Genomic DNA, 13,680 nt, shown 5'->3' with positions numbered 1-13,680 from the left:
ATATCACTGAATTTACAGAGTAAGCCGTCAATTTAACCAATGGACGAAATAAGTTGGCAGGATGTTTTTGTGCAAAAGCGGTAATGAATGAGGATTTAGTGATTTTTCAAGACAAAATATAATGAGGTAATACGCTACCAATTGTATGGCATATAAGGTGTAAGCTAACTAAATGAAATAAAAAAGCCTCGCGACGCGAGGCTTTTTTCATTACTAACCGTTTTAAGCCACATCTTCCTCTGGAAGGCGGTGCTTACTGTTATTTAAGAGCTCTAAATTAGCTGCTCGGGCTTTTTCAGAGTCACCTGCCATAATGGCTTGATAAATAGCAGTATGCTCGGCCATACATGTGCCCCCTTCTTTTGAAGAGTGTTTGAAGAAACCCACAAACATTACCTGCAGCACGTTAGCAAATGGAATATAGAAATTATTCGCGGTTGCTAAGTAAACCAAACGGTGGAACTGTAAATCAGCCTGTACCCAACCAGAGGCATCTTCATCGCCATTAGCAATGGCTACCATCTGCTGAAAGCATTCAGACAACAATACCCGTTGTTCAGCCGAAGCGTTCTTTGCCGCTAGCGCTGCGGCCTCTGGCTCAATGGCACGTCGCAGTGCTAAAAACTCGGTTAGCAGGTCTTGGGTTTCGCCTATCCCTGCCATCCAACTTAACAACTGAGAATCCAGCATATTCCAATGGTCCCTAGTTTTCACTCGGGTGCCAATTTTGGGGCGCGATTCTAACAAGCCTTTAGAGCTGAGGTGTTTAATTGCTTCACGCAACGCAGTTCTGCTTACGCCAAACTGCTCACACAATTCCATCTCTGAAGGAATAATACTGTCTTGAGGAAGCGCGCCAGACAAAATGCTTTTAGCTATTTCCCTTGCTACCTGTAAGTGTAAGCTGCGCGATGCGCCTTCAATCATTGCAAATTCGTTAGCCATAGGTGTCCTTTTGCTATCCTATGAAATCAACCATACATATTAATTTAGTGCAGCATATTCAATACCGCTCAACTAAAGTGTGTCTACGTTAACAGATTTCAACATTTACACTAGCTAACTGCACATAGGATTTTGATATTACTGTACTTTTTTCAATACAGTCACTACCAAAAATGACTAAATGTGTTGCCTATTCCCGACAGTATCGCTTAAAAAACCACCATATATGTATTACAATTAATGTTATTTTCTCTTCCCCCTAAACGTAATAGCTAAACACTGTTTGTGCGAGAGAGTCACCGATAACTAAAAATTAAATAAGAAGCTTGAGACTATTTTGATGGGATCTAGATAACGTTTTCAATCTGACAAGATATAAAAGTGAGATCATAATCTCACTTAGCCCCTTATGTAATACAATAATGCCATAGTGCTTGTTAAGGTAAGGTTATCTACTATGGAAGAGGAATTACAGACATGGATTTAAACGTCCTTATCGTACTCATTTATTTTTGTTTTCTAATCGCAATCGGTTGGATGTTCCGTACATTTACCAATAATACCAGTGACTATTTCCGCGGGGGCGGCAAGATGTTGTGGTGGATGGTAGGTGCAACCGCCTTCATGACACAGTTTAGTGCTTGGACATTTACCGGTGCCGCAGGTAAAGCCTACACCGACGGCCTAGCCGTTGCCATTATCTTCGTAGCCAATGCCTTTGGTTACTTTATGAACTACGCCTACTTCGCACCTAAATTCCGTCAACTTCGTGTTGTAACGGTAATTCAAGCAATCCGCATGCGTTTTGGTAAATATAACGAGCAAGTATTTACTTGGTCTGGTATGCCAAACAGTGTGGTATCTGCCGGTATTTGGCTAAATGGTTTGGCCATTATTGCCTCTGGTATTTTTGGCTTCGACATGACCTGGACCATTGTACTAACCGGTTTAGTCGTACTTATTATGTCTGTAACGGGTGGCTCTTGGGCGGTAATCGCATCTGACTTTATGCAGATGGTGGTGATTATGGCCGTAACAGTAACCTGTTGTATAGTTGCCATTATCCACTCTGGCGGTGTAGGTAACATTCTAGATGACTTCCCACGTGACTTCGTTATTGGTGACAACCTTAACTACGTAAGCATCTTAACCATTTGGGCATTCTTCATCTTTGTTAAACAGTTCAGCATTACCAATAACATGCTTAACTCTTACCGTTACCTAGCGGCTAAAGATTCAAAAAATGCTAAAAAAGCGGCTTTGTTAGCCTGTTGTTTAATGACCTTAGGCCCGGTGATTTGGTTTATTCCACCATGGTTCTTAGCAGGCCAAGGCGTAGATCTAGCCGCCATGCACCCAGAAATGGGCAGCAAAGCTGCCGACGCAGCATACCTAGCCTTTGTTGAGCTTTACATGCCTGCAGGTATGGTAGGTTTGCTTATCGCTGCAATGTTTGCCGCAACAATGAGCTCAATGGATTCAGGCCTTAACCGTAACTCTGGTATCTTTGTTAAAAACTTCTACGAACCAGTACTACGCCCTGACGCATCAGAAAAGGAGTTAGTCGCCGTTTCTAAAATCACCTCAACAGTGTTTGGTGTACTAATTATCTTATTCGCCCTATTCATTAACTCGCTCAAAGGGTTAAGCCTGTTCGACGCAATGATGTTTGCCGGTGCCATGCTTGGCTTCCCAATGACCATTCCTGCCTTCCTTGGCTTCTTCATTAAGAAGACACCTGATTGGGCTGGCTGGGGAACACTACTAGTAGGCGCTTGTGTATCTTACGTAGTAGGTTTTGTGATTGGTCCAGAGCATATCCAAGATATCTTCAACCTAGACCAAGACTTAACCAACCGTGAGTGGAAAGACCTTAAAGTAGCCATTGCTCTAATTGGCCACATTACTCTAACCGGTGGTTTCTTTGTAATGTCTCAATTGTTCTACAAAGGCTTGAGCGAAGAGCGCTCTAAAGATGTAGACAAGTTCTTTAACAACTTACATACACCATTAGTGAACGAGTCTGCAGAACAAGAAGTGCTAGATAATAAACAACGTAGCATGTTAGGTAAATTAATCGCCGCAGCAGGTGCCTTTGTTATGCTGTTAGTGGTATTGCCAAACAGCATGGGTGACCGTTTAGTGTTTATCTTATGTGGAGCCATTATTCTTTGTGTTGGTGTGCTACTGATTAAAGCGAACACCAGTAACAAAACACCTCCTACTAGCCAACCAGCAGTAGAATCAGAATCATAGTAAGACCTGTAGTATATAGGAACTGACCATTCCTTCTTTTGCAGTGTTTAGGGTGTTGGCCTAAACACTGCCTTTTTGGTTCTAGGCCTTGGTAAAAACGTCAAAGCTGGGTCTCTTCTAGTAGATAAAAAGCTAAGCGTAAGCCGCTTAGCTTTTCTTTTTGCTTTTTCTAAAGAGCCGAACAACACGAGTTTGCTAGGCTCTCGCTTAAAGTAAGCCGCCATTTGCCAGTGTATACGCCACTACTTAGTCACATACCTAACAAAACCATTTAGCTCAGCAACACTCTTAATATGATGCAACTCTTTATCTTGAGACCGCTCTGTTAAGCCTTTTACAAAATCATCATTCCAGAATGTTGGACTTAGCTTGAGCATTTTATAGCTCTGCAGCGTGCCTTTTAGCACCGAACTACCATCTGGCCAACCCTCAGGCTTTACCCACAAGCCTTTAAGCATTCGTTTAGTCGCAAGCCAATAACTGGTTGGATAAGGCAGGTCGATGTAAATTAAGGTGTCTGCCGCTGCTAAACGCTGATTGAAGGAAGCTAGCGGACCAAAGCCGTCGATGATCCACTGCTCGCGAGACATGATGTCCTGATGTGTTTGGTCATATATCTCACGCGCTACCCTTTGGCCATTTTTCTTAAACACCAGCGAATCGAGTTGATATAAAGGAATATCTACAGCAGAGGCCAATGCCTTGCTTAAGGTGGATTTACCACTGCCCGGCTTACCAAAAACCGCTATTTTCTTCATGTGAACTCCTTGTAGTAATCATCCCCATGAGGCAGATACAAAAAACCCACCTCTTTGGGTGGGTTTTACACATCAACAGCGCATTAACAATCCCACCATTCCCAAGGAATGATGATAATTCGTAGCGTTGTTTGCGTAAGATAAGTATTCATAGCCTTATCCTTAACTATGAGCAGGAAGTTGTCAATTGATGATAGGATAAGTATTCATACTAAAGGCTTACCTTGTTAGAAATTCGAACCAAATAAAAAGCAGCGCCGAGAAACGTTAATGAACAAGTGGCGCAAAAAATTTTCATTAGAAAAAGTCGTTTCCTATTAGGTGTTTTCACTATCAACTTCCTTAAAAAACTTGAGAAATTTTGTAGCCACAAGCTTTTAACTCTTTGGAAACGTCATTTTTCCAAGCACCGAAGCCATCGAGCTCTATGTAGACGACTCCACTTATATCATTCGGAGTTTCAATTTGCCCCTTTACTAGGGAGCAAACATTTTCCCGCCCAAGTTTAGCCATCAAATAGCCATGCTCAAAGACAACATTTTGCCTAGCGCGGTCTCTCGCTGGAACTGTCGTCTCAGATGCTCCTCGACCTTTATCACACGCGGTGTATAACACTAGAGCAAAGTCAGCATCATTTGAGTAATGCTCTATCTTTTCTATAATTGTCATCCCTGAACTTGCTTGTTCATGTAAGACGATCGCTTCGAGCCCTAAACTCTCAATAAATCTACTTACTTCTTGCTTTGCTTCGTTATCCCTTCCATGAACTATAAAAACTTTTCTTTTGTTCCGCGTTACCGACGGTAGTTTTGATACAGAGCTACTAGGTGGTTGAATTGCAGGGGAAGACATCGAAGTAGACTGAACTAGAGTGCCAAATTCTAGTGCATCAAGTAACTGAGTAAACTGCTCTGATAAATAGGTTCTGCGCTCTGCATAAGTAGAAAACTTCGGTTGAATGAATCCCCAAAAAGAATCTAGACTCCTATGCTGCCTTACCAAAGATGGTAAATGCGGTGCGATACCGGGGGCATTGAGCAATTCTTTCCGTAGAACTTCATACTCTCTTGGATCGAACGCCATACCAGTTGCTCTAGCAGTCAAAACACTCGCTATATAGCTAACTTTATCAAAATCACTTTCTAAAAACTCGATACTCAAATCTTAAATTCCCGAACTAACTTATCAATGCAAGTGAGAGCCCAACACATAATTAAGTGTTGAGCAGCGTTACCACCCAACTTAAGAAGTTTTGCGGTAAACACTAAAACAAAAATCCCCTTAAAGTGACAGGCGCTAGAGAAAACACTAGAACATGTTGTTAGATCTACATCATTAGCGCACGAATATCTAGGTCAAATTCTTTTTCTAGAAACGCAACTGTATCAGGCTGACCATCCAGCGAGGCACGAACATGGGTAGTTGTGTATAAACCAGATTTTTTTAACCACTTAGCTTGATTTCTCTCCACTGATGATAACCACTCAACTAGGCAGACATACTCACAAAGGTCATCTGAATCTATATTCTCGCTCATATTTTGACAGCTCAATTCATAGGATAGTAACGGTTTACCCTGAATTGATACCTCTCTGATTGGCTTGGCTATTTGTTTAATGCGTCCAACTCCGACGAAGCCGTGGGATTTAAGATAAGCAGAGAAAATATCTCCTTTTTGAAAACCTTTCAGCGAGTCTTTCCATCGAATACCTTGACCTGCTGAGATAAAGCCATAGTTTTTAAAGTCATCCCAAGATCGATATTCACACTCACCAACATTGTAATAGTAAATTCCATTTTGGAAATCAAAGCCAGACAACTCCATATGCATGGTATTATGAGGGCGAAATTTGTCACTAAAGTGTCCTGAGGCTACATTTGTAGTTAGATTCCCTAGTTTCCAAAGGAGTGTTTTTTCAACAAACAATGCTTCTTTTTCTGTTAAATTTTTCGCAATAACTCTTATGGTTGGCTTTAAACCGGCAGCTTTAATTTCATTAATTCTCTTAACTTTTAGCGAATCATTTTTCTCGGAAAGGTGCTCTTCTTTTCTCGAGCCCTTTCCTTTACCAAAGTAGAATTCTTCATAGTTTCTTGGGTCTATGTAAACGTAAACATAGAAATTATCAGACATAAGTTAATCCTATACTTAATGATTCCAAACTTTTAAATCTAACAGCTTAGTAATATGGAGGGAGCATTATTTAATACAATACACCTTTCAATTTCATCACTCACTTCATACCCTCAAGCGTACCTATTAAACATTTGATTTTCCGTGGGTAAATCAATAAGTTGACAAAAAACTCAAAATAAAGAAATGCAAGCCTTGTTGGAAAAAGCGAAACTTAATCGAATGTAGAAAAAAGCAACTTGAATAGCTGCCTTTATTTCTTAATCAGTGATCCAATCACTTGCGGAGATTTTGCAAAAATGCGCTTAGTTTGGGCGAGAAATAACTCGCCAGTGGCTACGGCATCCATCAGTGCGTTGTGACCATGGTATTCGGGCAAGCCATAACGTTGGCGAATGGCCGACAATCGAAAATCCCCGGTTTTTTGATGATTGGCATTGGCAATTAAAGATTTCTCTAAGCTTAGGGTATCTACCCAAACCAAAGGCAAGGTATTCAACTGGTATCGCTGCTTTAGGTAATAATCAATAAATTGCTGCTCTACACAACAGCCATGCACCAGTAATACTCGGCCCTGCATCGCTTCAAAAAGCTGATCCATAGCTTGGTCTAGGCTAATCCCTTGCGCGAGCATTTCTGGCACAATCTGATTAATAACCGCGGTTTCTGCTTTAACTTTGTTGCCACTGTTGATGTAACAATGCGAGGCGCTGTTTAGGTCTATGCTCAAATTCTTCATCACGGTGTAGCCAATACTAAGAATATGATCGTTTTCTGGGTGCAAGCCGGTGGTTTCAAGATCGAAGGCGAGAAACTCGAGGTCTTTAATATTGGAGCTTTCACTGGGAAGCGTGGCTTCTAACAGCCCAATAAACTTTTTAGGTAAACCGCCACTAGCTATCACCTTTGCGCGGGCGCGGCCTAGCTTCGCCAGTGGTTTAAAACGTGTGAACATTGCTTACCCTATTTTTCGCTAAAACGCAGCTTAGCAGCATCTTGTAGGTTGTTAATGATACGAAATGCGTCTTTTAAGTGCTCTCGTTCAAAGTTACCAAAACTTTTAGGGGCAATATAGTTATCTGGCGCAGAACCTTCTTTTAATGCTTTAAGTTGATGGCGGAATCTAAGTTGTGTAATAAACCGATAAGCGCCTAGTACGTCTTTTAGGGCGTCTTCACTGAGTATTTTTTTCTTTGCAGCACTGGTGAAGCGTTGCTCGGTGCCGGTATCGTCACTATTAACCGCTAAACCGTAAATGCGGCCTAAGTCGACAATAAGCAATAAGGCGTACTTTTTAATATCGAGCATTTCACTGTGTTCGCCGCCCTTCTCCAACACTAGGTTGTTAAAAATACCTAGGGGTGGTTGTACCGATACAGAGTCTGTGACCAGTGAGTTTAAGAAGGTTTTATTGTTATTAAGCAGGGCGTACAAATGCTGCTGAAGCTGCTCCGACAAACTGGCGTCGCCATATATACTGCGAACTTCCATAAACACCGTGGCGTTTAACAACATGCTGTATTCAGGGTTAGACACCCATTTACGGTAATACTCTTTCCATACATTAATCGGCTGACACCACTTTGGTGTCGCTGCCATAAACTTGCCGGTACATAAGGGGTAACCACAGGTGTCCATGGCATTACACACGTACATGGCTAAATGGGTAAAGTACATGCGGTCAGACTTACTAACATTCTCTGGCAAAATAATAGCACTGTCTTGATCAGACAACATGTGTACTTCGTTACGAGCGTGAGAGCCCGCTACTACCCAGGTATATGCACAAGGTGGATCGCCTAGTTTGGCTTCGGCCATTTGAATCAGTCGGCGATTATAGGCATCCATTATCATGGCCATAACTCGGCCTATTACCTCTACCCTCACCTTGCCTTCGACCAGTGCTTCAAATATGGCTTGGCGCTCTGAAGTAAGTTTTGCTAGCCCTTCTACAGTTTCGGTGTACTTGATTTTTTCAATCAGGAAGATCGCCTGTACGCGGTGCTTTTGCACTAAATGTGAAGTAGTGAGCAAGCCCAATACCTGATTGTTCTCCACCACTGGTAAGCTGCGAATGTTGTGTTCCATCATCAGTGAGGCGGCAGTAAGAATAAGATCGTTCGGTTTAGTGGTGACAGCTGGCGAGGTCATTACGTCACTAATCGGGCGAGTGATATCGTAGCCTTCGGCAATCACCCGTTTGGTCATATCACGGTCTGAGATTAAACCGCATATAACACCGTCTTTTTTAATCACCGCGGTAGACGAGCGGCACTGCACTCGCATTTCGTTCGCCACCGCTTGTATCGACATATCAGCAGTGACCACTGCAACCGTTCCGCTAGCAACTTCCGACACCTTTTTAAAGAATAAGCCTTTCTCGTTGTCAGACCACACCACGTTAAGCGCCGACTGCAAGCGTACTCGCGCTTTAGAAGCAAAGCTGTCGGCGTATTCTGGGTGTTGCTCAAGCAGTTGGGTTAACTCGGTATGCGGCACCATGTACAGCAAGGTATTTTCTATCGCTGTTGCACTATAGCCATCTAGCGCGTCTTTTAGTGGCTCTAAAAAAGTAAAACCAAATAAGTCTTCTTCGCCGAGTTTTGAGCGTAACACCCCATCAGGTTTACGCTGCTCCATTACCCCGGTGCGAATAATGTATAGGAAACACTCTGATTTATCTGAACCGAAACGAATTTGCTCGCCTCGCGCCAAATAACTAATGGTTACCGACTCTCCAATTTGCCGCTGCAAGGCTGGCGGCAATAAATTAAATGGATAAATCTGCGACAAAAATTCGATAATGTTCGGCAACAGTGTTTGCGGCATGGTAATAACCTATTTGCAGTAATAGTATTATTATATTGTTATTGCGTGTAATTACTATGAGCTAACTCGAATTTGGCGCCCATTTAGCCACTTATCAACAATAGAACAGTGACAACTATAGAGGCGAAATAGCCAATAGGACCAAAACTTGTATCTGTTGCAAAGAGCCTTGGTCAGAAAAACCAAGCTCTATCCAGGCCGAACGTGGGCTGCGTTTAGGATGGGATAAAGAGAATGCAGGATGCTGCAAGCCTTGTTCAGCAATGCTTGTTCGCCCTAGTTTTAAATCTAATTCATTACCTTGATGAAAGTGAGCAAACTCTTTGCCCTTGTAAACAAAGCCGTAAAAGCCTCCACTGTCGTTTGACCAAAACGTCTCGCTAATACCCGCTTGCGCTAGCAGCCAAGTATGCAGTTGCTGTTTTAGTGGCGAGTAAGAATGCTTTACCTGCTGCTGTAAAGCGGCAATTTGCTCTGAGTTTTCTTGTTTAGCCATTGTGCAAACCCGCTTCATGTTTCAGCAACCAGTCTTTGCGATGAATACCACCACCATAGCCTGTTAGCTGGCCGTTAGCGCTAATCACTCTGTGACAGGGAATAATAATGCTAATACGATTTTGGCCATTTGCCGAGGCTACCGCGCGCACGGCATTAGGTACCTCTAAGTATTCTGCTTGTTGGCCGTAACTTCGTGTTTCGCCATAGGGAATATCCATTAGCCCACGCCATACCAATTGCCTAAATTCGGTGCTTGGAGTGTCTAGTGCTACGTCAAACTGTTTGCGGGTTCCAGCAAAGTATTCAGCAATTTCTGTCTGAACTTGATCCAGATGAGGGTTATCTCCTGGCAGAATAACGGCTTTTAAACGTTTAGTGAGATCGTTAAATTCGGTCTCCAACATTCGGCGGTCGGTAAACTCCAACAAACAGATCCCCTGCTGAGTGGCGCAGGCATACATGGGCCCAATTGGCGTGGTAAAACGCACAATATTAATCACGTTGCTGGTTTTGCCAGTTGGCGCGCCACCAAACACTTTTTTAAAGCCTTCGTTAAACCCACTTAGCGATTCGTAGCCTGAATCAAAGGCTGAATTACTAATGCTGTCGCCTTGTTGAATTTGGCTAAAGGCCGAGTTAATTCGCACCATGCGTTGATAGGCATGAAAAGTAATCCCATGATGCTTCTTAAACCAGCGGCGAACTTGAGCCGGGTCTAGGTTACGGGCGCGCAAATCACCGTCTTTTATCCGCGTGAAATTATCTTGCTGAATATCATCTAACAGCGCTTTTATATAATCTGGGGCTTCGTCTAAAGCTTGCATCGGTTTGCATACTTTACAGGCTCTATAGCCGTGTTGCAGAGCTTCTTGCGCGCTGTTGTAAAAGGTGACGTTTTCAATTTTAGGTTTGCGCGCTCGACAGCTTGGCCGACAAAAAATACCGGTGGTTTTTACTGCGGTGTAAAACACCCCTTCGTACTGAGCATCCTTGCGGCTCATTGCGTCATACTTTTGCTGAAAGCTTAGTGGTTCCATAAACCTTTACTGCTTAATAAGAGTAGATAAAACCAAAATAACTCAGTGTAGATTTAACGGCTACCGAAAAATGAACAAGTATTTTTTCTCCGGCCCGTTGTTAGGCAATCCGCTAAATAACGGCGCCAAAAGCCAACTAAGTTTACGCTACTGGGTAATGGTTTTAGACATGTTGTAGCCGGTAACCACAAAGCCAATCTCTTGGTACAATGCTAACGCGCGCTGATTACTAAATGCGACTCTAAGCTTGATTTGGTTAATACCAAACCCCGTCAACTGCTGTTCAAGCGCCTTCATCGCCAGTTTCCCAAACCCTTTGTTGCGCTGCTTGGGGAAAACATAAAAATCATAAATGTAAGTGGATTGGTCACAGGCTTGAATAGAGTGCCATAAATAACCAATCAACTCTGATTGCTGCTCGATACACAACAGTTGGTGGCCTTGGCTTTCTGCCCCTTGCGGAAAGCTTTGTTCTAGTGTTTGTTGGGCTAACTCTAACGCCCTTTCTTTAGAGTGCCCTTGATTCGCTGCGATATCGCGGCTGTAATCATCAACAAAATACTCGCAGTAGTCTGCAAACTCCTTAGCGGTAATTGCCCTTAGCTTAACCATTAGGTTCTAAACCCCCACACTGCATCTATCAGCTTAATCATTAGTTCTTTGGATACTCCATTGTCATCCAGTTCTGGCATATATTCTACAAAGTCAGCGCCGACAAATTTAGGGCTAGATGCAACCGAATAGACCAAGTGGATTGCCTCTCTGGCGCTTAAGCCACCTACATTAGGCGTAGCGCACGCTCTATAAATACTGCCATCTAGCGCGTCGTAATCAAAAGACAAATAAATATGATCGTAGTTGTCATTTAGCTCAGTCATCAAACTAGAAATAACGCCGTTTATTCCTAAGCTATCTATGCTTGGCATACCGTAATGGCGAATACCAAGTTCGCTAATCAACCGTTGCTCGTTAGGCATCACATCTCGCACCCCAATGTAATAAATATCTTGAGGCTTAAGCACTCGTTCTGGATCAATTTCCCACGCTTTATCAGGGTATTTATCCATGAGCATCGCTAAAGGTTTACCATGCAAATTGCCATCTAGCTTATCGTTACAATCTGCATGTGCGTCCACCCAGATAACCGCTACCTTTTTGTCCCGTTGTTTCTGACAAAAGGTCATTACCGCCTGCAGTGTGCCCACCGCGATAGAATGGTCCCCACCAATAGTGATGGGAGTGCGCCCTTGGTCAAAACTATTGAGTACGGCAGCGCAAAGCGCGCCTCCGTAATCCGCTAAGGCGCTTACGTTTTGTTCTGCCTCAAGCAAGCGTAATACCTCACAAGAAGGGCTCACATCACCGCAATCTTTAATGTCCGCATTCCAGCAGCTATTTCTAACATCAATCCAATTCGATAGCCCTACCCAAGTATTTTGGCTAGCTTGCCTAAGACCATCTACGGTATTTTGCTTAGTGGTCACGCAACCTAAATGATTGAAGGGAGCACCGATGATGTCAAAGCGTTTGGTCATATTAGGTAAACTCGCGAGTGGTAGCTAACGCTAAAAGTAGAGATCAATTAAACCACTAACAAATAACTTATTCATCAGTAATCTATTGATTAAACGGGAAAATGAAGTGGGCAGCTACCGTGGCAGACAAATCTAAAATAAAAAGGGCTTTGCTAACACCAATAAGCAAAGCCCTAGATGGGATTAATTAAGCTAAATGCTGCTTAAAGAAAGCGATGGTTCTGTTCCACGCTAGCTCAGCGTTGTCTTTGTCATAACGGCCTGTGGAGTCATTATGAAATCCATGATTGGCTTGCGCGTACATATGCATGTCAAAGTCGACGTTATTGGCCCTTAAGTCTTGCTCGTACTCAGGCCAAGTAGCGTTTACCCGTTTATCTAACTCAGCTAACTGAATCTGCAACGGCGCTTTAATGTTGGCTCTTAACTCTTTTGCAGCAGGGGTGCCGTAAAACGGTACGCCTGCATTAAGCTCTGTGCCCATGCGCGCAGCCAGCATGTTCACCACATAACCACCAAAACAAAAACCAACTGCACCTAACTTACCGTTGCTGGCAGAGTGGCTTTTTAAAAAACTAGCGGCAGCTAAAAAGTCTTGTTCAATTTTGGCGCGGTCTAAAGATTTTTGCATACTGCGGCCTTCATCATCATTGCCAGGGTAGCCGCCTAAACTATGTAACGCGTCTGGTGCAAAGGCGATAAAGCCATCTTTCGCTAAACGTCGCGCGACATCTTTAACATAAGGATTAAGCCCTCGGTTTTCATGAATAACCAAGACCACAGGAGCGCTTCCTTGCAAATTGGTAGGCATCACTAAATAGCCACGCCCTTCTCCATACCCTTTGGGGGAATCAAAAGTCGCAAACTGCGCTTTTATTTCTGGGTCGTTAAACGACACTTGTTCTGCCAAGGCATAATTAGGTAACAAGGCAGACGACAGCACCGCCATGGAAAACCCCACAGCCGCTAATTTAGATAAGCGCGCTAAAAAAGTACGGCGGTCAATAAGGCCATGAGCATACTCGTCGTACCAATCAAAGGCCTCTTGAGGAATGGCATACTGTGGTTTGCTGTGTTGCGGTCCTGTCATTGGTGTTTCCATCACTTGCTCCTACCTTTTGGTTTAATGTATTACTTTAGCTCAATTAAAAGTACTTAGTATTACTTTACAAACTATCACTTCGATCACTTAAGTTAGATAAGCCAATATCCATTCATGCTTTGGGTTTACGCGGTGGTAATGCAGCGAATTGCGGAAGCTGCTGGTTGTCGACAAACCAAGGTGCCTTGTCGGCACAAAAAATATTCTGAATCGGTTCTATATTGGGGTGCTGGTCTAAGGTACCGGCTGGGATCACCATAGTTTTGCCCGTTTTCGCTAGCCAAGGCAAAGACGAACCAAAAGTGCGACAAAAGGCAGTAGCAAAGTACTTAGTGTGCTCAGGTTGATACTGCTGAACCTTGTCTTCACCGGCCAACCACCTAAACTGGCTGGGCAATACAAACAAATTAGCAGCATGGGCACTACCAGTAAATTTACGACATCGAGAGCAATGACAATATTGAAAAATGCCTAAATTGCCGTTTATTTGGTAGTGCACCTCTCCACATAAACAGCTCCCCTCTATATCGACTTCTTGCATACATCCCCCCCTTGGTTTCCTTGCTTACTGAACAACTTAAGTGTA

Annotated in this window: 13 protein-coding genes; 1 reads left to right on the top strand and 12 read right to left on the bottom strand. The window is 43.2% G+C overall.

The genetic code is table 11. The annotated features are described in order from the left end of the window. Positions 1-222 precede the first annotated feature (222 nt). Positions 223-945: a FadR/GntR family transcriptional regulator gene (locus ACLD71_RS15275; protein ID WP_137672971.1), complete on the bottom strand. Its 723-nt coding sequence runs from the start codon at positions 943-945 to the stop codon at positions 223-225. A gap of 477 nt (positions 946-1,422) precedes the next feature. Between ACLD71_RS15275 and ACLD71_RS15270 the strand changes: the two genes are divergently transcribed. After that, the gene (locus ACLD71_RS15270; protein ID WP_411991235.1) at positions 1,423-3,201 is read left to right on the top strand and encodes a sodium:solute symporter family protein; all 1,779 of its coding nucleotides are present in this window, start codon (positions 1,423-1,425) and stop codon (positions 3,199-3,201) included. 242 nt (positions 3,202-3,443) lie between these two features. On the opposite strand, the gene ACLD71_RS15265 is transcribed toward ACLD71_RS15270, so the two are convergent. The 11 genes from ACLD71_RS15265 to ACLD71_RS15215 form a co-directional block, all read right to left on the bottom strand. Continuing rightward, positions 3,444-3,959: a shikimate kinase gene (locus ACLD71_RS15265; RefSeq protein WP_411991234.1), complete on the bottom strand. Its 516-nt coding sequence runs from the start codon at positions 3,957-3,959 to the stop codon at positions 3,444-3,446. 342 nt (positions 3,960-4,301) lie between these two features. Then, on the bottom strand, positions 4,302-5,120 hold the full coding sequence (locus ACLD71_RS15260; protein ID WP_411991233.1) for a TIR domain-containing protein: 819 nt from the start codon (positions 5,118-5,120) through the stop codon (positions 4,302-4,304). A 166-nt stretch (positions 5,121-5,286) separates the two neighbouring features. Next, entirely contained in the window at positions 5,287-6,093 is an 807-nt protein-coding gene (locus ACLD71_RS15255) for an LEM-3-like GIY-YIG domain-containing protein (protein WP_411991232.1), read from the bottom strand. A gap of 253 nt (positions 6,094-6,346) precedes the next feature. Further along, the gene (locus ACLD71_RS15250; RefSeq protein ID WP_137672976.1) at positions 6,347-7,048 is read right to left on the bottom strand and encodes a 3'-5' exonuclease; all 702 of its coding nucleotides are present in this window, start codon (positions 7,046-7,048) and stop codon (positions 6,347-6,349) included. Positions 7,049-7,056: 8 nt separating this feature from the next. Then, entirely contained in the window at positions 7,057-8,922 is a 1,866-nt protein-coding gene (locus tag ACLD71_RS15245; RefSeq protein ID WP_411991231.1) for a putative nucleotidyltransferase substrate binding domain-containing protein, read from the bottom strand. A 115-nt stretch (positions 8,923-9,037) separates the two neighbouring features. Then, on the bottom strand, positions 9,038-9,418 hold the full coding sequence (locus ACLD71_RS15240) for a luciferase family protein (RefSeq protein ID WP_411991230.1): 381 nt from the start codon (positions 9,416-9,418) through the stop codon (positions 9,038-9,040). After that, positions 9,411-10,457: a bifunctional transcriptional activator/DNA repair enzyme AdaA gene (locus ACLD71_RS15235; RefSeq protein WP_411991229.1), complete on the bottom strand. Its 1,047-nt coding sequence runs from the start codon at positions 10,455-10,457 to the stop codon at positions 9,411-9,413. The genes ACLD71_RS15240 and ACLD71_RS15235 overlap by 8 nt, the downstream gene beginning before the upstream one ends. 147 nt (positions 10,458-10,604) lie before the next feature. After that, complete coding sequence (locus tag ACLD71_RS15230; RefSeq protein WP_411991228.1) at positions 10,605-11,069, bottom strand: GNAT family N-acetyltransferase; 465 nt, start codon at positions 11,067-11,069, stop codon at positions 10,605-10,607. After that, the gene (locus tag ACLD71_RS15225; RefSeq protein ID WP_411991227.1) at positions 11,069-11,992 is read right to left on the bottom strand and encodes an arginase family protein; all 924 of its coding nucleotides are present in this window, start codon (positions 11,990-11,992) and stop codon (positions 11,069-11,071) included. Before ACLD71_RS15225 ends, ACLD71_RS15230 begins: the two co-directional genes overlap by 1 nt. 187 nt (positions 11,993-12,179) lie before the next feature. Continuing rightward, positions 12,180-13,082 (bottom strand): dienelactone hydrolase family protein, encoded by a 903-nt coding sequence (locus tag ACLD71_RS15220; protein WP_137672981.1) that lies wholly within the window; start codon positions 13,080-13,082, stop codon positions 12,180-12,182. Positions 13,083-13,206: 124 nt separating this feature from the next. Next, on the bottom strand, positions 13,207-13,635 hold the full coding sequence (locus ACLD71_RS15215; RefSeq protein WP_411991226.1) for a GFA family protein: 429 nt from the start codon (positions 13,633-13,635) through the stop codon (positions 13,207-13,209). Between the last annotated feature and the right edge of the window lie 45 nt (positions 13,636-13,680).

This window comes from Agarivorans sp. DSG3-1 (genome assembly GCF_046774965.1).
Lineage (GTDB): Bacteria > Pseudomonadota > Gammaproteobacteria > Enterobacterales > Celerinatantimonadaceae > Agarivorans.
Note: the sequence above shows the minus strand (reverse complement) of the source record. Positions and strands in the feature narration are given on the sequence as shown.

Bases quoted from the DNA above. Each gene is read 5' to 3' on its own strand.
- ACLD71_RS15225 (WP_411991227.1), bottom strand. From the start codon at position 11,992: ATGACCAAACGCTTTGACATCATCGGTGCTCCCTTCAATCATTTAGGT.
- ACLD71_RS15265 (WP_411991234.1), bottom strand. From the start codon at position 3,959: ATGAAGAAAATAGCGGTTTTTGGTAAGCCGGGCAGTGGTAAATCCACC.
- ACLD71_RS15250 (WP_137672976.1), bottom strand. From the start codon at position 7,048: ATGTTCACACGTTTTAAACCACTGGCGAAGCTAGGCCGCGCCCGCGCA.
- ACLD71_RS15230 (WP_411991228.1), bottom strand. From the start codon at position 11,069: ATGGTTAAGCTAAGGGCAATTACCGCTAAGGAGTTTGCAGACTACTGC.
- ACLD71_RS15215 (WP_411991226.1), bottom strand. From the start codon at position 13,635: ATGCAAGAAGTCGATATAGAGGGGAGCTGTTTATGTGGAGAGGTGCAC.
- ACLD71_RS15220 (WP_137672981.1), bottom strand. From the start codon at position 13,082: ATGACAGGACCGCAACACAGCAAACCACAGTATGCCATTCCTCAAGAG.
- ACLD71_RS15270 (WP_411991235.1), top strand. From the start codon at position 1,423: ATGGATTTAAACGTCCTTATCGTACTCATTTATTTTTGTTTTCTAATC.
- ACLD71_RS15235 (WP_411991229.1), bottom strand. From the start codon at position 10,457: ATGGAACCACTAAGCTTTCAGCAAAAGTATGACGCAATGAGCCGCAAG.
- ACLD71_RS15275 (WP_137672971.1), bottom strand. From the start codon at position 945: ATGGCTAACGAATTTGCAATGATTGAAGGCGCATCGCGCAGCTTACAC.
- ACLD71_RS15255 (WP_411991232.1), bottom strand. From the start codon at position 6,093: ATGTCTGATAATTTCTATGTTTACGTTTACATAGACCCAAGAAACTAT.
- ACLD71_RS15245 (WP_411991231.1), bottom strand. From the start codon at position 8,922: ATGCCGCAAACACTGTTGCCGAACATTATCGAATTTTTGTCGCAGATT.
- ACLD71_RS15240 (WP_411991230.1), bottom strand. From the start codon at position 9,418: ATGGCTAAACAAGAAAACTCAGAGCAAATTGCCGCTTTACAGCAGCAG.